The sequence below is a fragment of the Nocardioides sp. Root151 genome (genome assembly GCF_001427925.1).
Taxonomy (GTDB): Bacteria; Actinomycetota; Actinomycetes; order Propionibacteriales; family Nocardioidaceae; genus Nocardioides.
In genome coordinates this window covers 54,502-70,498 of sequence record NZ_LMGG01000001.1, presented here as the reverse complement: position 1 = coordinate 70,498, position 15,997 = coordinate 54,502, and the positions used below count along the sequence as shown (strand labels likewise).

Here is a 15,997-nt window from a genome sequence, read left to right as displayed (position 1 = left end):
CCGCCACCCCATGAGAAGGGATCTGTCGATGACGCCACGAGGCAACGAGAAGGCCGGCCGTGCCAACGGCAACGGCCAGGGCTCGGCCCGGCGTACGGAACTGCTCGCCCTGGCGGCCGAGCTCTTCGCCACACGCGGGTTCTCCCAGACGACCGTGCGCGACATCGCGGACGCTGCCGGCATCCTGTCCGGGAGCCTCTACCACCACTTCGACTCCAAGGAGTCGATGCTCAACGAGATCCTGCGCGAGTTCCTGACCGGCCTGCACGACACGTTCCGCACGATCGTCGACGAGTCCGGCACCCCGCGCGAGACCCTCGACGAGCTGGTGCGGGCGAGCTTCGTCGCCATCGACGGGCAGCGGCACGCCGTCGCGCTCTACCAGAACGAGTCCAACCTGCTGATGACCCAGCCGGAGTTCGAGGTCGTCGCGAAGACGAGCCGCAAGATCGAGCGGGTCTGGCTGCAGGTGCTGGTGCAGGGGCGTGAGTCCGGAGACTTCCGTGCCGACCTCGAGAGCGGCGTCATCTACCGGTTCATCCGCGACGGAGTGTGGTCCGCGGTGAAGTGGTACAACCCCCGCGGCAAGCTGCGTCACGACAAGGTCGCCGAGCAGTACCTCGCGATGCTGCACGGCGGGCTGCTGGCCGGCTGAGCCCCGACCCGCCGGCTGCTCGACCGTGGACCGCATCGTCATGCCGGCAGCAGGCTGCGCCGGTGCTCGCGCGCGGAGCCGAAGAGCTCTCCGGTGGCGTGGGCGCGCTTGAAGAAGAGGTGCGCGTCGTGCTCCCAGGTGATCGCGATGCCACCGTGCAGCTGCACCATCTCGGCGGCGACTTCTGCGAACGCCTCGGAGCACCAGGCCTTGGCCAGGGCGGCCTGCCGCACGACGTCGGCGTCGCCCTGCGCAGCGGCCCACGCAGCCGACCAGGAGATCGACCGGGAGGTCTCCACGGCCACGAGCAGGTCGGCGACCCGGTGCTTGAGCGCCTGGAACGACCCGAGCGGCCGGCCGAACTGCTCGCGCTCCTTGAGGTGCGCGACGGTGCGGTCGAGGGCGCCCTGTGCGCCGCCCACCTGGAGCGCGGTCACGGCCACGGTCGCTTCCGCGCGCAGGGTGGCCAGCTCGTCGGTGAGCACGCCGCCGACCGGGGTCGCCGGTGCGCCGTCGAACGTGACGGTGTCGAGCTGCAGGGTCAGGTCGAGCGCGGGTGTGGCCGTGCGCTCGACTCCCGCTGAGAGGTCGGCCTCGAAGAGTCGCGGGCCGTCTTCGGTGGCTGCCACGACCATGAGCAGGTCGGCTCCGTGCGCGTCGAGCACGAGGGTGGCCGCGCCGTCGAGGCGCCAGCTGTCGCCGTCCGCCGTCGCACGTACGTCGGAGCCGTCGGCACGCCACTGACCCGATGCGTCGGCCCAGGCGAGGGCGGCCACGTGGGTGCCCTCGGCGAGCGGCGGCAGCAGGCGCGCGCAGTCGTCGGGCGTGCCGGCCAGCAGCACGGCCCGGGTCGCCAGCACGCCCGACCCGAGCAGGGGAGTGGGCGTCAGCGTGCGGCCCAGCGTCTCGAGGACGACGTGGGTCTCGAAGGTGGAGAACCCGGCGCCGCCGTACTCCTCGGGGATCGCCAGCGCGGCCACGCCGATCTGGCCGCACAGGGTCTCCCAGAGTGCCTCGTCGAAGCCCCGGGCAGCCTGCGTCGCGGCACGCAGGTCGACCTGGCCCGCGCGACGCTCCACGAGGGTGCGCACGGCACCGGCCAGCTCCTCCTGCTCCTCGCTCAGTCCGAAGTGCACGCTCAGCTCCTCATCAGGTGGTCGAGCGCCCGGCCGCGGTGGTGGGACGTGCTGCCCCACGCGCCGGCCAGCGCACGGGCGCGCAGGATCCAGATGCTCAGGTCGTGTTCCATGGTGTAGCCGATCGCGCCGTGCACCTGCAGCGCCGTACGCGCCGCGAGGTGGGCGGCGTCGGTGGCGGCCACCTTCGCGGCCGACACGTCGCGCGTCGCGTCGTCGTCGCGGGACTCGAGACCGCGGGCCGCGCCGTGCACCAGAGGGCGGGCGAAGTCGAGGGCCACGCGGACGTCGGCGAGGGCGTGCTTGATCGCCTGGTACTCCCCGATGACCCGGCCGAACTGGCGGCGCTGGCCGACGTACGTCACGGAGTCGCGCAGCAGTCTCTCGCCGGTGCCGACCAGGCTCGCCGAGCAGGCCAGGGTGGCCAGGTCGAGACCACGCGCGACGGCGTCGTCGGCCAGGATCTCGCGCGGACCGTCGGCCTCGACGGCCTGCAGCCGGCGCGACGGGTCCACCGAGGTGAGCGCGCGCGTCGACCGCGCGGGGGAGAGCGTGTCTGCCTCGAGGAGGAACACGTGGGTGGCCGACCCGGCGTCGAGGGCGTACGGCGCCAACGGGGGTGCGGCGATCGTGACCCGTGCCGAGCCCTCGGCCACGTCGGCCAGGACGTCGTGGTGCTTCGTGCCAGCCAGCAGCGACGGGGCGAGGGCGACCGACTCGATCCAGGGACCGGGGACGCCGTGATGGCCCAGGCACTCGAAGGCGACCGCGAGGTCGAGGGGAGTGCCGTCGATGCCGCCGGCCTCCTCGGGCACGACGAGGGCAGTCACCCCGAGCTCGGCGAGCTTCTCCCACAGGCGCAGGCCGGCGGTGTCGTCGCCGGCGGCCCAGGCCCGGTTCGCGGCAGGGACGTCGGAGGCGGTGAGCAGGCCGGTCAGGGCATCGCCGAAGGAGCGCTGCTCCGCGGACATGGCGAATCGCATGGTCAGGACCTCTTCTCGCCCCGGGGCAGCCCGAGGATGCGTTCGGCAACGATGTTGCGCTGGATCTCGTTGGTGCCCGCGTAGATCGGACCGGAGAGGGAGAACAGGTAGTCGTCCATCCATCGTCCGCCGTTGGGGGCGGCCTCGCCGCGCAGCTCCTGGTCGGCGCCGAGCAGTGCGAGACCGGTCTCGTGGAGGTCGACGTCGAGGTCGGACCAGAACAGCTTGTTCACGCTGCCGGCCGCGCCCATGTCGCCACCGTCCTGGAGGCGGTCGACGGTGCCCCATGTGTAGAACTGGTAGGCCCGGGCGCCGATCCACGCGTCGACGACGTCGTCGCGCAGCGTGGGGGTCTCGTCGCCCCGCTCGCGCCACAGGTCGAGCAGTCGGTCGGCGGCGGCCATGAAGCGGCCCGGCGCGCGCAGGGAGAGCCCGCGCTCGTTGCCGGCGGTGCTCATCGCCACGCGCCAGCCGTCGCCGGCCCCGCCCAGCACGTCGGCGTCGGGCACGAACACGTCGTCGAAGAAGATCTCCGCGAAGCCCGGGTCGCCGTCCAGCTGGGGGATCGGCCGCACGGTGATGCCGTCGGCGGTCAGCGGGAAGAGGAAGTAGGTCAGGCCGCGGTGCCGCTCGGCGGCCGGGTCGCTGCGGAAGAGACCGAAGCCACGGTCGGCGTACGGCGCACGCGAGCTCCACGTCTTCTGTCCGTTGAGCACCCAGCCGCCACGGGCCTCGTCGCGGGTGGCGGTGCTGCGGATGCCGGCCAGGTCGCTGCCGGCCTCGGGCTCGGACCAGGCCTGGGCCCAGACATCGGTGCCGTCGGCCATCGCGGGCAGGAAGCGCTGCTGCTGCTCGGGTGTGCCGTGCTCGAAGATGATCGGGGCGAGCAGCGAGATGCCGTTCTGCGTGATGCGGGTCGGGGCTCCGGAGAGGTAGTACTCCTCCTCGAAGATCACCCACTCGGTCAGCGAGGCCTCGCGGCCGCCGTACTGCTCGGGCCAGGCGACGACCGACCAGCGACCGGAGGCAAGCTTCTTCTCCCAGTCGCGGTGCGCGGCGGCGCCGTCGGCGGTGTCCATCGAGGGCAGCCGGCCGGGCGAGTGCTCCGCCAGCCAGGCGCGGGCCTCGGCGCGGAAGGCCTCTTCGTGCTCGGTGAAGTCGAGGCTCATCGGGTGACCGCTCCGTTCTTGTTCGCGGTGGCCATCGCACGGCCGTCGAGGTCGGCCAGCGGGTCGCCGCCCACCTCGACGTTGTGCGCGTGGGCCGCGTGGTGGAGGCCGAAGACGGAGTCGATGCCGGCGCGCAGCCCCTGCAGGTCCTCGGCCTGGTTCACGGCCTTCTTGGTCAGCGCGAGTCCCAGACGGGGCATCGTGGCGATCCTCTCTGCAATCTCCATGACGGTGCGCTCGAGGTCGGCGCGGGGAACCACACGGTTGACCATGCCGAGCTCCTGGGCTCGCTGTGCGGGGAAGCGGTCGCCGGTGAAGAGGAGCTCCTTGGCGGCCCGCGGGTTCATCACCCACGGGTGCGCGAAGTACTCGACGCCGGGGATGCCCATGCGCACCACCGGGTCTGCGAACCAGGCGTCGTCGGAGGCGACGATGAAGTCGCACGACCAGGCCAGCATCAGGCCGCCGGCGATGCAGGCGCCCTGGACCATCGCGATCATCGGCTTGGGGATCTCGCGCCAGCGCCGGCACATGCCCAGGTAGACCTCGGACTCGCGGGCGAAGCGGGACTCGACGCCCTGCTTGTCGACGTGGTCCCAGTGGATGACCGCCTGGCGGGTGAAGCTCTGGTCGATGTCGCGGCCGGGTGTGCCGATGTCGTGACCGCCGCAGAAGTGCTTGCCGTTGCCGGCCAGCACGATCACCTTCACCTCGTCGTCGTCGACCGCGCGGACGAACGCCGCGTCGAGTGCGTAGGTCATCTCGGAGTTCTGCGCGTTGGCGTAGTCGGGGCGGTTCAGCGTCACCACGGCCACCGGCCCGCGCCGTTCGTAGGTGACCACCGAGGTGCTCGCGGCGGTCGGCTCGTCGTGGGGCATCTCTCTCCTCAGTGTCACCTCAGCGGTGGGGAACTGGGACGACACTACCAAACAAGTGCTTGGTTAGGTAAGGTGAGTCCCAGTGGTGGCCGGCCGCCATTCCTGCACCAAGAAGGAGACCTGACGTGGACCTGACCTACTCCGCCGCGGACGAAGAGTTCCGCGACGAGGTGCGCCAGTGGCTCGCCGACAACCTCGTCGGTGACTTCGCCGCGATCAAGGGCCGTGGTGGCTCGGGCCGCGAGCACGAGTCGTACGACGAGCGTGTGGCCTGGAACCAGCATCTCGCCAAGGCGGGCTGGACCTGCCTGGGTTGGCCGAAGGAACACGGCGGCCGCGACCTCAGCCTCTTCCAGCAGGTGATCTTCCACGAGGAGTACGCCCGCGCCGACGCGCCTGCCGGCGTGAACCACCTCGGCGAGGAGCTGCTCGGCCCGACCCTGATCGCCCTCGGCACGGACGAGCAGCGCGACCGCTTCCTGCCCGGCATCGTCAACGCCACCGAGCTGTGGTGCCAGGGCTACTCCGAGCCCGGCGCCGGCTCGGACCTGGCCGGCGTGCGCACCCGGGCCCGCCTCGAGGGCGACGAGTGGGTCATCGACGGCCAGAAGATCTGGACGTCGCTCGCGCACAACTCCGACTGGTGCTTCGTCATCGCCCGCACCGAGCCGGGATCCGAGCGCCACGCAGGGCTCTCCTACCTGCTGGTGCCCCTCGACCAGCCCGGCGTACGCGTCGAGCCGATCCTGCAGCTGACCGGCACCTCGGAGTTCAACGAGGTCTTCTTCGACGGCGCCCGCACCAGCGCCGACCTGGTCGTCGGCGCTCCCGGTGACGGGTGGCGGGTCGCGATGGCCACGCTCGGCTTCGAGCGCGGGGTCTCCACGATCGCGCAGCAGATCGGCTTCGCCCGCGAGCTCGAGGGCGTCGAGGAGGTCGCCCGGGCCAACGGCACGTGGGACGACCCGGTCATCGCCGACAAGATCGCCCGCGCCCGCCTGGGCCTCGAGGTGATCCGCACCCACGCACTGCGCACGCTCAGCTCCTACGACTCCGGCTCGCAGGGCCCGGAGGCCTCGGTCTCCAAGCTGCTGTGGGCCCGGTGGCACCGTGACCTCGGCGAGCTCGCCATGGAGGTGCACGGCGCCCGGGGGCTGACCGTCGCCGAGCCGCCGTACGAGCTCGACCAGCACCAGAGCCTCTACCTCTTCAGTCGGGCCGACACCATCTATGGCGGCTCCGACGAGATCCAGCGCAACATCATCGCCGAGCGTGTGCTCGGCCTACCTAAGGAGCCACGGGGATGACCCGTCCCGAACAGCCTGCCCCCACCTACGTCCCGGGCCACGACCTGCTCGCCGACCGCACCGTGGTCGTCACCGCGGCCGCGGGAGCCGGCATCGGTGCGGCCGTCGTCCGCAAGTGCCTCGAGGAGGGCGCCAAGGCCGTCGTGCTCGGCGACACCCACGAGCGCCGCCTCAAGGAGGCCGTCGACTCGCTGGGGGAGGAGTTCGGCGCCGACCGGGTCACCTCCGTGGTCTGCGACGTCACCAATGACGACGACGTCACCGCGCTGCTCGACGCGGCAGAGGCCTTCGGCGGCGTCGACGTGATGATCAACAACGCTGGCCTCGGCGGCACCGCCTCGATCCTCGAGATGACCGACGACCAGTGGAGCAAGGTCCTCGACGTGACCCTCACCGGCACGTTCCGCTGCGTTCGTGCGGCGTCCAACCGCATGGTCGCCGCCGGCAAGCGCGGCGTGATCATCAACAACGCCTCGGTGATCGGCTGGCGCGCCCAGGACGGCCAGGCGCACTACGCCGCGGCCAAGGCCGGCGTGATGGCGCTGACCCGCTGCGCCGCCATCGACGTCGCCGAGCACGGCATCCGCATCAACGCGGTCTCGCCGAGCCTGGCCATGCACCCGTTCCTGGCCAAGGTCACCTCCGACGAGCTGCTCGCCGAGCTCAAGGGCAAGGAGGCCTTCGGTCGCGCCGCGGAGCCGTGGGAGATCGCCAACGTGATGGTCTTCCTGGCCAGCGACTACTCGTCGTACATGACCGGCGAGGTCGTCTCCGTCAGCAGCCAGCACGCCTGATCCGCTCCACCCACTCTGAGAAACGAACACCGGAGGAACACCGTGGCCGAGGCCTACATCATCGACGCCGTCCGCACACCGGTCGGCAAGCGCGGCGGCGCCCTGGCCGAGATGCACTCGGCCGACCTCGGCGCCCACTCCCTGGCCGCCCTCATGCGGCGTACCGGTGTCGACCCGGGTGCCGTCGACGACGTGATCATGGGCTGTTGCGACACGATCGGCTCGCAGGCCGGCGACGTCGCGCGCACGGCGTGGCTGGTGGCCGGGCTGCCCGACCACGTGCCGGGCGTGACCATCGACCGGCAGTGCGGCTCGTCGCAGCAGGCGGTGCACTTCGCCGCCCAGGGAGTCATGTCGGGCACCCAGGACCTCGTCGTGGCGGGTGGCCTGCAGAACATGAGCGCGATCCCGATCTCGGCGGCCATGATCGTGGCCGACCAGTACGGCTTCACCACCCCCTTCGCCCAGTCGCCCGGCTGGCTCGCGCGGTACGGCGACGTCGAGGTCTCGCAGTTCAACTCGGCCGAGATGATCGCCGAGAAGTGGGACATCTCGCGGGAGCAGATGGAGGAGTTCGCCCTCTCGTCGCACGTGCGCGCGAAGGCGGCCATCGCCGAGGGGCGGTTCGTCAACGAGATCGAGCCCGTCACGCTGGCCGACGGTTCCGTCTTCGACACCGACCAGTGCCCCCGTGACACCTCGCTGGAGAAGATGGCCGGGCTGCAGCCGTTGCAGCCGGGTGGGCGCATCACGGCGGGCGTGGCCTCGCAGATCTGCGACGCGTCGTCGGCCCTGCTGATCGCCTCGGAACGGGCGGTCAAGGACCATGGGCTCACGCCCCGGGCCCGCATCCACCACCTGTCCGTGCGTGGTGACGACCCGGTCTGGATGCTCACCGGTCCCATCACGGCGACCGAGCACGCGCTGAGGAAGGCCGGCATGTCGATCGACGACATCGACCTCTTCGAGTGCAACGAGGCGTTCGCGTCCGTCGTCCTCGCCTGGTCCAAGGAGACCGGTGCGCCGCTGGAGAAGGTGAACGTCAACGGCGGCGGCATCGCCCTCGGCCACCCGATCGGCGCCACCGGCACCCGCCTGATGAGCACGCTGCTCAACGAGCTCGAGCGCACCGGCGGCCGCTACGGCCTGCAGGTGATGTGCGAGGGCGGCGGCCAGGCCAACGTCACCATCATCGAGCGCCTCTGACACACGCCTCGAACCTGCCCCGCGGAGGAGTCCTGGACTCTTCCGCGGGGCATTCCTGCGTGGGATCGTCGATCAGGTCGCCGTACGACGGCCGCGCCGCAGGCCTCTGACCTGCACCTATAGGCGCAGCCGAACGGAGTGACCTCGAAGATCCCGTTGATCGCCCTGCCCGTCCGCAGGTCTCATGTGAGGACACCGCTTGTGATGCCAGTCACCCACCGACTGCGCATCGCGACATCCCACATCGAGAAGGTCGTCATGGTGACAGTCGAAGCAATCCGCTCCACGTCGGAGCGCAAGCCCCCGCTCGACAAGCGAGCCTGGGGAATCGTGATCTTCATGTTCCTCTTCTTCACGTTGAACTTCGCCGACAAGGCCGCCGTCGGCCTGGCCAGCACGCAGATCCGTGAAGACCTCGGGCTCTCCGCCGGCCAATACGGCCTGCTCTCCAGTGCGTTCTTCTGGATGTTCGCCCTTGGCGCCGTCGTGCTCTCCGCGGCGCTGCGCAAGATCTCCTACACCTGGGGCGCCGGCCTGCTGATGGCCTCCTGGGTGCTGTGCATGCTCCCGCTGACCGTGCAGACCTCGTTCGGCGTGCTGCTCGCGGCCCGCGTCGCCCTCGGCTTCTTCGAAGGCCCGGCCCACGCGCTGTGCCAGTCGATCGTCGCCGACCGCTTCGCCCCCGAGAAGCGCGCGACAGCCGGCGCCATCGTCAACGCCGGCTCCTCGGTCGGTCCGCTGGTCGCCGCCCCGACGCTCACCTGGGTGATCCTGACCTGGCACTGGCACGGCGCGTTCGTCGTCCTGGTCGCGGTCGGCACGCTGTGGATCATCGGCTGGGCGTGGTTCTCCGAGCGCCTCCCGTTCCGCAAGGGCGCCGAGGCGACCAGCACCGTCGCCAAGGCAGAGAAGAAGATCGACCCCAACGGCCACATCGTGGTCCCGTTCCACCGCCTGCTCACCCTGCGCAGCTTCTGGGGCCTGGTGATGCTCTCGTTCGCCGGCTACCTGATCTCCTCGCTCAAGGTCGCGTGGCTGCCGGCGTACATGCACGAGGGCCTGGGCTACTCCTCGAGCTCGGTCGGCACCCTGGTCACCATTCCCTACGCCGTCGCGGTCGTCTTCCTGCTCTCGGCGGGCATGCTGTCGGGCCGCCTGCTGCGACGCGGCTACTCCTCCCGGGTGGCCCGCGGCTACCTGACCACCGCCTACCTCGTCTTCGGCGGCCTGTCGATGGTCGTCTTCACCCAGCTCGAGCGTGGACCGATCCAGCTGGTGCTGGTGATCTGCGGCTTCGCCGTGAACAGCGTCGCCTTCTCGGTCGCCTTCGCCGGCGCCTCCGACTTCCTGCCGGCCCACCAGCGCGTCGGGTTCTTCGGCTGCATCATCGCGGCCTACAGCGTCGCCGGCATCGTCGCGCCGTACGTGCTCGGCGTCATCGTCGACCACGCCGCGACGCCCGCCGAGGGCTACGCCACCGGCTTCATGTACGTCGGGATCGCGGTCTGCGTCTTCGGCATCATCGGCGGCCTCATGCTCAACCCCGAGCGCGCCCGCCGCACGCTCGAGAAGCTCACCCTGGAGTACGCCGCCAAGGAGGACGCGCGATGACCACCCACGGCCCCCTCACCGGAATCCGGGTGCTCGACCTCGGCCAGTACATCGCCGGCCCCAGCGCGGGACAGACCCTGTCCGACCTCGGCGCCGACGTGATCAAGATCGAGAGCGTCGCCGGCGACCAGGTCCGCGGCATCGGTGACTTCGGCGAATCCATGCTCCGCGCGTTCAACCGCGACAAGCGCAGCGTCTCGCTCGACCTCACCACCGAGGCCGGCAAGCAGATCCTGCACCGGCTGCTGGCGCACACCGACGTGCTGGTGCAGAACTTCCGGGTCGGCTCCGCCGAGCGCCTCGGGCTGGGCGCGACCGAGCTGATGGAGCTCTACCGGGGCCTCATCTACGCCAGTGTCAGCGGCTACGGCACCCGTGGTCCGTCGAAGTCGCGACCCGGCCTCGACATCGCGGCCCAGGCCGAGTTCGGCATGATGCACACGACCGGCGAGGCCGACGGAGAGCCGCAGCGCATGGGCTTCCACGCCGTCGACACGGCCGCCGCCAACGCGTTGGTCACCGGCATCCTCGCCGCTCTCTTCACACGTACGTCGACCGGCCGCGGCACCCACGTCGAGACCTCGCTGCTCGAGGCGGCGCTGTCGGTCCAGGCAGCCAGCTGGGGGCAGTACACGGTGACCGGCGAAGCCCCCGAGCGCTGCGGCAACGGCCAGGCGCTGGCCGCTCCGGCGGCGGACGCGGTCTCCACCGCCGACGGCACGATCGTGCTCTCTGCCTACACGGCGTCGAAGTTCGTCGCTCTGTGCAACGTGATCGGCCGCCCCGAGATGGCCCAGGACCCCCGCTTCGCCGACAACCCGGCCCGGGTTGCCAACCGGCCGGAGCTGATGGCTGCGCTGGCCGAGGCGCTCTCGACCAAGACCCGTGAAGAGGCCGTCGAGCTGCTGATGTCGGTCGGCATCGTGGCCGGCGCCGTCCGCTCCTACGACGAGATCGCCGAGGACAAGGACGTCATCGAGTCCGAGGTGCTGGTGCACGTCTCCGCGCGTGACGGCGCGTCCTACACCAGCCCCGGCCTGCCGTTCACGCTCGACGGCAAGCGCCGTACCGCCTCCGAGGCTGCGCCCGAGCTGGGCCAGCACACTGCCGAGGTGCTCGCCGGCCTCGGCTACTCCGACCACGAGATCGACGTGTTCACCGCATCGCGCGTCGTCACCACCCACTGATCCACGAGTTAGGAACATCGACCATGATCGCCCCCGAAATCCACGACCTCGACTTCGACGGCTACCGCAAGCTGATCGCCGAGTTCACCCAGGACGAGCTGATCCCGGCCGAGAACGAGATGGTCGCCGCCGGTGCCGTGCCGGAGCGCCTCGTCCAGCGGATGGGCGAGCTCGGACTCTTCGGCATCACCATCCCGAGGGAGTACGGCGGGCTCGGCTGGAGCATGGAGCAGCAGGTGCTGCTGACCTTCGAGTTCACCCGGGCGTCGTGCGTCTATCGGTCGAGGTTCTCGACCGTCATCGGCCTGTGCTCACAGGGGATCCTCGACCACGCGACCGACGAGCAACGCCAAGAGCTGCTGCCGAGGATGGCCGCCGGCGAGCTGGTCACCGCCTTCGCACTGACCGAGGAGGGCGCCGGCTCCGACGCCGCCAACCTGACCACCACCGCGGAGCGCCGAGGCGACGTCTACGTGCTCAACGGCAGCAAGCGGTACATCACCAACGCCGCCTGGGCCGACGCGTTCGTCGTCTTCGCCCGCACCGACCCGAACCAGCCCGGGGCGAACGGCGTCTCCGCGTTCATCGTCGACGCCGCGACGCCCGGCGTCACCACCGCGCTCCCCGAGATCATGAACGGCCACGCGGAGGCTCCGGTCGGCGAGATCCACTTCGAGGACGTCGAGGTGCCGGCCGCCAACCTGCTCGGCGGTGTCGAGGGCACCGGCCTGACCATGGCGCTCCGCGGCATCAACCACGCACGCATGCACGTCGCCGCAACCTGCGTGGGCCAGGCGACCCGGATCCTCGAGGAGACCACCGCCCACGTCAACGGTCGTGAGCAGTTCGGCTCCGCGCTGTCCGAGCTGGGCGCCGTCCAGGCCACCCTCGGCGAGAGCTTCGCCGAGATGGAGGCCGGCCGGGCGCTCGTGATCGAGAGTGCGCGCAGCTTCGACACCGGCGTCATCCCTCGGCACCGAATCGCGGCCGCCAAGCTCTACGGCTCCGAGATGGCCAGCCGAGTGGCCGACCGCTGCGTCCAGTTGCTGGGCGGCGAGGGCATCGTGGGTCCCCACCCGGTGCCGCGGATGTGGCGCGACGTGCGGGCCCTGCGCATCTACGAAGGCTCCTCGCCGATCCACGAGCGCAACCTCGGCCGCGCGATGGTCAAGCAGGTGTCAGCTGACGGGACGCTTCCCAACACGTTCCGCGCGTGACCTGAGACGATCAGGTTGCCAGCGATGAGGCCCACGGTGAGGACGTGAAGATGGACATCCGTCAGCTCGAGTACTTCCTCGCCGTGGTCGAGTGCGACGGGGTCAACAAGGCTGCGACGCACCTCAACGTCGCCCAGGCCTCGATCTCGCAGAGCATCCGGCAGCTTGAGCGCGAGCTGAAGCTGACCCTCTTCCACCGCACTGGTCGGAACCTCGTGCTCAACTCGGCGGGGCAGCTGCTGGTGGAGCCGGCCCGCCGGGTGCTCGCCGATCTCCTGGCCGCGCAGGACATCATGCGTGAGGCGCGTGAGCTGCAGGTCGGGTCGATCTCGATCGGCACGATGCCCGAGATGTCGAGTGAGGCGGTCGCGGCCTGGAGTGCGTCGTTCACCAGGCTGCACCCCGAGATCCGCATCGAGCTCTCCGAGTTCGACAGTGCCGCCGAGCTCTGCGACGAGGTGCTGGTCGGGCACTGCGAGATCGGGTTCACCACGTTCCCCGTGCCGACCGACACCCTCGAGCGCATCGACCTCGGCGTGCAGCGACTGCTGCTGGTGATGCCGCCCGGCACACAGCCGGCTCGCACACCGATCCCGATCCGCGACCTCGCCAAGGTGCCGCTCGTGGCCAGCAGCGCCGCCGCCCGGGAGAACGACATCGTCGCCACCATCCTGCGCAACGAGTCGATCTCACCGCGCATCACGGCCCACGTGCCCAACCGGCACGCCCAGATGACGCTGGTCCTCAACGGCGCGGCCAGCGCGTTCCTGCCCCTGCGCATGGCGACCGCCGCGCACCGACTCGGTGCGGCGGTCTTCGAGACCGAGCCGGCAATCACCACCGCGTTCGGCATCGTGCACCGCAGCAGCGCCCTCAATCCGGCGGCGCAGAGCTTCATCGTGCAGAGCCATGCCGACCTCGTGCAGTGGCGCGCGGGCATTGCCGCTCACCAGCGCGACGGGCTCTCCCTCCTCGATGCATCGCTGCTCGCCGACGACGAACTGCGCCAGGCACGCATGAAAGAACAGGTACCTGAATGACCGCCTCCTCCGTCCATGACGACACGCTCGACGTCCCCGACACGCGCCGGCCGGCCGCGGTGTACGCCGAGGGCCGTGAGCCAGACCCGCGGTTCTCCCTGGCCAATGAGCGCACGTTCCTGGCCTGGATCCGGACGACGCTCGCGCTGCTGGCGGGTGCTGCCGCCGTACATGCCCTCGACCTGGGTGTGCCTGAGGCGGTCGCGCGGACGACGGCCGCCCTGTTGGCGTTGGCTGGTTTCGGGTGTGCCGTGCATGCCTGGCTCGGCTGGGCCCGCACCGAGAAGGCGCTGCGGCGCGGTCACCCGTTGCCGTCGAACTCGATGGGCATCGTCCTCGCGATCGCCGTGGCGGCGGTGTCGATCGTGATGGTCGTCGTGGGCCTGGTCGGGTGAGCACCCGTGCGCCCGGGCTCCAGCAGGAGCGCACCCTGCTGGCCTGGCGCCGGAGTGGACTCTCGTTGTTCGTCGCTGCGCTGGTGATCAGCAGGATCGCGCTGGTCGAGTCGGCGCCGGTGCTGTTCGTCGGGGGAGCGGCCGGTGCGGTGCTGGCCCTGTGGGTCGCGGCCTCGGCGCTGCGCCGGGGCCGGTGGAGCGTGCGCTCGAAGGCCGAGCCGGAGTTCGTCCTGCTGTTGCGCGACGGGATGCTTCCGTTGGCGGTCTCGGTGGTGGCCGGGGGACTGTGCCTTGTCGTGCTCGCGCTCTGTGCCGGCGTCGCCCCCTGACCCACGACACTAGGCGTCTGGCGTTGCGGCTCGACGCAATGCCTGCACCAGGGCGGCCATGTCGTCGATCACGACGTCGGCCTCGGCCAGCAGGCGCGCGGGCGTGAGCCCGGCGTACCCCACGACGGGCATGCCGGCGGCGCGAGCTGCGGCGACTCCCGACGGGCTGTCCTCCACCACTACGCATTCGCGAGGCGCCGCACCCATTTCGCGTGCGGCCAGCAGGAACAGGTCGGGAGCCGGCTTGCCGTGCGTGACGTCCTGGCTGCTGAAGATGCGGCCGGCAAAGGTGTCGAGCAGCCCCGTGCGGCCGAGGCTGAACCGGATCGCGTCATGGGTGCCCGACGAGGCGATGCAGGTCGGATGGCCGGCGGCGGTGATCCGGCCGAGCGCATCCACGAAACCTGGCACCGGCTGGAGGCGCTCGGCGAAGGCCTCTCGGTAGGTTCGGCGGCGCGCGTCGAGCCACCCGCCGGGCAGTGGGCGGCCGATGTGGCGCGCCACGTTCGCGGCCACGTCCGCGGTTGATCGACCCAGGTGCTGCTCGTGGATCTCGGCCAGCGTGATCGGCCAGCCGAGGTCGGAGATCATCGCCAGGTCGACCTCCTGCACGAGGCGTTCGGTGTCGACGACCACGCCGTCGCAGTCGAGGATCACCAGGGCGGGAGCATCGGTCACACGGGCGAAACTATCGAATGCCCCGCAATGCCTCCGGCATCCGTCACGGCCGGTTCGGCATGCTGTGGGGGTGACTGATCGTGACGCCGTCCTTGACCGGCTCGCCGACCGGCTGGCTTCCGCCCGCACCGACCACCCGCTCCGTGTGGGCATCGACGGACGCTGTGGCTCGGGCAAGACGACCCTCGCCCACGAGCTGACCGACCGGTTGACGGCCCGTGGTGTGCCGGCGGTGCACCTCGACTCCGACGGTTTCCACCACGTGCGCGCCGTACGCCGACGCCAGTCCGACGACCAGGCGCGGGTCTACTACGAGAGCGCCTATGACTTCGACTCGTTGGCACAGCGGGTGCTGCGTCCACTCGGTCCCGGCGGCTCGCTGACCTACGCCACCAAGGTGCACGACCTCGAGACGGACGAGGTGTTCAACGACCGGGTCGCCACCGCTGAACCGGACGCAGTGCTGGTCGCGGCGTGCACCTTCCTCCAGCGTGGTGAGCTGCGCGAACTGTGGGACGAGGTGATCTACCTCGACACGACGCGGGAGGCGGCCATGCTGCGTGGCGTCGGGCGCGACTCGTCGGCCCTCGGGGGCGAGGAACAGGCCAGGGCGGCGTACGACGCCCGCTACATGGCGGCCTGCGACATCTACGTGGCCGAGGAGCGTCCGGTCGAGCGCGCCAGCATCGTCGTTGCGTACGACGATCCGGCCGCTCCCGTCGTCACGCGGATGTAGGCTGCGCGCTACCGATCAGCGGGACTCCCCTCGCCCCGAGCGGCATGGTGCACCAAGGTGGTGCCATGACCGCCACCCCCGTGATCGACGGCTGGTTCACCACTGGTGAGGCAGCCGCCCTGCTCGGCACGCGTTGTACGTCGTGCGCCACCGTCTACTTCCCTCGCGAGACCGGCTTCTGCCGCAACCCCGCGTGCTCGGGCGAGGAGTTCGAGACCTACGAGTTCTCGCGCACGGGAACGGTGTGGTCCTACACCGATGCGCAGTACCAGCCGCCGCCGCCGTACATCCCGGCCAGTGAGTCGCACGAGCCGTTCGCCATCGCCGCTGTCCAGCTCCCCGAGGGCCTGGTCGTGCTGGGCCAGGTCGCCACCGGCTTCGGTGTCACCGACCTGCAGGTCGGAGCTCAGGTCGAGCTCGTCGTCGAGACGTTGTACGTCGACGAGTCCGGAGAGCGCACCATCTGGCGCTGGCGTCCCGCCTCGTCGGTCGAGTCCACAGGGACCGTAGAGAACATGGGAGCCCGGGCATGAAGCGCGATGTCGTGGTGGCCGGTGTCGGCATGCACCCGTGGGGGAAGTGGGGTCGTTCGTTCGTGTCGTACGGCGTCCACGCTGCCCGTGTTGCGTTGGCCGATGCGGGAGTCGACTGGAGTGACGTCGGCCTGATCGTCGGC

General features: G+C 70.5%; 17 protein-coding genes. 12 read left to right on the top strand and 5 right to left on the bottom strand.

All coding sequences use genetic code 11. The features are described 5' to 3' along the window. The first annotated feature begins 28 nt into the window (after nt 1-28). Nucleotides 29-655, top strand: a complete 627-nt coding sequence (locus ASD66_RS00375) for a TetR/AcrR family transcriptional regulator (protein ID WP_056687041.1) — start codon at nt 29-31, stop codon at nt 653-655. Nucleotides 656-693: 38 nt separating this feature from the next. On the opposite strand, the gene ASD66_RS00370 is transcribed toward ASD66_RS00375, so the two are convergent. Genes ASD66_RS00370 through ASD66_RS00355 form a run of 4 tightly spaced genes read right to left on the bottom strand, consistent with a single transcriptional unit; the run spans nt 694 to nt 4,821 of the window. Further along, entirely contained in the window at nt 694-1,791 is a 1,098-nt protein-coding gene (locus ASD66_RS00370; RefSeq protein ID WP_056889726.1) for an acyl-CoA dehydrogenase family protein, read from the bottom strand. A 2-nt stretch (nt 1,792-1,793) separates the two neighbouring features. Further along, nucleotides 1,794-2,774 carry an acyl-CoA dehydrogenase family protein gene (locus ASD66_RS00365; protein ID WP_056889725.1) on the bottom strand — a complete coding sequence of 327 codons (981 nt, stop codon included), beginning with the start codon at nt 2,772-2,774 and terminating at the stop codon, nt 1,794-1,796. Between the two features lie 2 nt (nt 2,775-2,776). Next, nucleotides 2,777-3,943 carry an acyl-CoA dehydrogenase family protein gene (locus ASD66_RS00360; protein WP_056889724.1) on the bottom strand — a complete coding sequence of 389 codons (1,167 nt, stop codon included), beginning with the start codon at nt 3,941-3,943 and terminating at the stop codon, nt 2,777-2,779. Then, nucleotides 3,940-4,821, bottom strand: coding sequence for an enoyl-CoA hydratase (locus ASD66_RS00355; RefSeq protein ID WP_056687025.1), 882 nt, complete (start codon nt 4,819-4,821; stop codon nt 3,940-3,942). The genes ASD66_RS00360 and ASD66_RS00355 overlap by 4 nt, the downstream gene beginning before the upstream one ends. Before the next feature lie 125 nt (nt 4,822-4,946). Here ASD66_RS00355 and ASD66_RS00350 point away from each other — a divergent pair, with 125 nt between their 5' ends. The 9 genes from ASD66_RS00350 to ASD66_RS00310 all read left to right on the top strand — a co-directional run bounded on the left by ASD66_RS00350 (nt 4,947) and on the right by ASD66_RS00310 (nt 13,907). Next, nucleotides 4,947-6,128 carry an acyl-CoA dehydrogenase family protein gene (locus ASD66_RS00350; protein ID WP_056889723.1) on the top strand — a complete coding sequence of 394 codons (1,182 nt, stop codon included), beginning with the start codon at nt 4,947-4,949 and terminating at the stop codon, nt 6,126-6,128. After that, nucleotides 6,125-6,922 carry an SDR family oxidoreductase gene (locus ASD66_RS00345; protein ID WP_056687017.1) on the top strand — a complete coding sequence of 266 codons (798 nt, stop codon included), beginning with the start codon at nt 6,125-6,127 and terminating at the stop codon, nt 6,920-6,922. The genes ASD66_RS00350 and ASD66_RS00345 overlap by 4 nt, the downstream gene beginning before the upstream one ends. A 42-nt stretch (nt 6,923-6,964) precedes the next feature. Next, a complete protein-coding gene (locus ASD66_RS00340) occupies nt 6,965-8,128 on the top strand; it encodes an acetyl-CoA C-acetyltransferase (RefSeq protein ID WP_056687013.1) in 1,164 nt (387 codons plus the stop codon). A 258-nt stretch (nt 8,129-8,386) separates the two neighbouring features. Continuing rightward, nucleotides 8,387-9,739: an MFS transporter gene (locus ASD66_RS00335; RefSeq protein ID WP_056890514.1), complete on the top strand. Its 1,353-nt coding sequence runs from the start codon at nt 8,387-8,389 to the stop codon at nt 9,737-9,739. Further along, on the top strand, nt 9,736-10,926 hold the full coding sequence (locus ASD66_RS00330) for a CaiB/BaiF CoA transferase family protein (RefSeq protein ID WP_056889722.1): 1,191 nt from the start codon (nt 9,736-9,738) through the stop codon (nt 10,924-10,926). The genes ASD66_RS00335 and ASD66_RS00330 overlap by 4 nt, the downstream gene beginning before the upstream one ends. A gap of 23 nt (nt 10,927-10,949) precedes the next feature. Then, nucleotides 10,950-12,143: an acyl-CoA dehydrogenase family protein gene (locus ASD66_RS00325; RefSeq protein ID WP_056889721.1), complete on the top strand. Its 1,194-nt coding sequence runs from the start codon at nt 10,950-10,952 to the stop codon at nt 12,141-12,143. A 50-nt stretch (nt 12,144-12,193) separates the two neighbouring features. Then, entirely contained in the window at nt 12,194-13,183 is a 990-nt protein-coding gene (locus ASD66_RS00320) for a LysR family transcriptional regulator (RefSeq protein ID WP_056889720.1), read from the top strand. Further along, nucleotides 13,180-13,578, top strand: coding sequence for a YidH family protein (locus tag ASD66_RS00315; protein ID WP_056889719.1), 399 nt, complete (start codon nt 13,180-13,182; stop codon nt 13,576-13,578). The genes ASD66_RS00320 and ASD66_RS00315 overlap by 4 nt, the downstream gene beginning before the upstream one ends. Continuing rightward, on the top strand, nt 13,575-13,907 hold the full coding sequence (locus ASD66_RS00310) for a DUF202 domain-containing protein (RefSeq protein ID WP_056889718.1): 333 nt from the start codon (nt 13,575-13,577) through the stop codon (nt 13,905-13,907). The genes ASD66_RS00315 and ASD66_RS00310 overlap by 4 nt, the downstream gene beginning before the upstream one ends. Nucleotides 13,908-13,916: 9 nt before the next feature. On the opposite strand, the gene ASD66_RS00305 is transcribed toward ASD66_RS00310, so the two are convergent. Continuing rightward, on the bottom strand, nt 13,917-14,585 hold the full coding sequence (locus ASD66_RS00305) for an HAD family hydrolase (RefSeq protein ID WP_056889717.1): 669 nt from the start codon (nt 14,583-14,585) through the stop codon (nt 13,917-13,919). Between the two features lie 70 nt (nt 14,586-14,655). Between ASD66_RS00305 and ASD66_RS00300 the strand changes: the two genes are divergently transcribed. Continuing rightward, nucleotides 14,656-15,321, top strand: a complete 666-nt coding sequence (locus tag ASD66_RS00300) for a uridine kinase (protein WP_235529915.1) — start codon at nt 14,656-14,658, stop codon at nt 15,319-15,321. A 65-nt stretch (nt 15,322-15,386) separates the two neighbouring features. Then, complete coding sequence (locus tag ASD66_RS00295) at nt 15,387-15,854, top strand: Zn-ribbon domain-containing OB-fold protein (RefSeq protein ID WP_082564071.1); 468 nt, start codon at nt 15,387-15,389, stop codon at nt 15,852-15,854. The last annotated feature ends 143 nt before the right edge of the window (nt 15,855-15,997 follow it).

What these genes read in the sequence shown, in the direction of transcription:
- ASD66_RS00320 (WP_056889720.1), top strand. Translation starts at nt 12,194, where the DNA reads ATGGACATCCGTCAGCTCGAGTACTTCCTCGCCGTGGTCGAGTGCGAC.
- ASD66_RS00375 (WP_056687041.1), top strand. Translation starts at nt 29, where the DNA reads ATGACGCCACGAGGCAACGAGAAGGCCGGCCGTGCCAACGGCAACGGC.
- ASD66_RS00330 (WP_056889722.1), top strand. Translation starts at nt 9,736, where the DNA reads ATGACCACCCACGGCCCCCTCACCGGAATCCGGGTGCTCGACCTCGGC.
- ASD66_RS00325 (WP_056889721.1), top strand. Translation starts at nt 10,950, where the DNA reads ATGATCGCCCCCGAAATCCACGACCTCGACTTCGACGGCTACCGCAAG.
- ASD66_RS00355 (WP_056687025.1), bottom strand. Translation starts at nt 4,821, where the DNA reads ATGCCCCACGACGAGCCGACCGCCGCGAGCACCTCGGTGGTCACCTAC.
- ASD66_RS00365 (WP_056889725.1), bottom strand. Translation starts at nt 2,774, where the DNA reads ATGCGATTCGCCATGTCCGCGGAGCAGCGCTCCTTCGGCGATGCCCTG.
- ASD66_RS00360 (WP_056889724.1), bottom strand. Translation starts at nt 3,943, where the DNA reads ATGAGCCTCGACTTCACCGAGCACGAAGAGGCCTTCCGCGCCGAGGCC.
- ASD66_RS00335 (WP_056890514.1), top strand. Translation starts at nt 8,387, where the DNA reads ATGGTGACAGTCGAAGCAATCCGCTCCACGTCGGAGCGCAAGCCCCCG.
- ASD66_RS00315 (WP_056889719.1), top strand. Translation starts at nt 13,180, where the DNA reads ATGACCGCCTCCTCCGTCCATGACGACACGCTCGACGTCCCCGACACG.
- ASD66_RS00345 (WP_056687017.1), top strand. Translation starts at nt 6,125, where the DNA reads ATGACCCGTCCCGAACAGCCTGCCCCCACCTACGTCCCGGGCCACGAC.
- ASD66_RS00295 (WP_082564071.1), top strand. Translation starts at nt 15,387, where the DNA reads ATGACCGCCACCCCCGTGATCGACGGCTGGTTCACCACTGGTGAGGCA.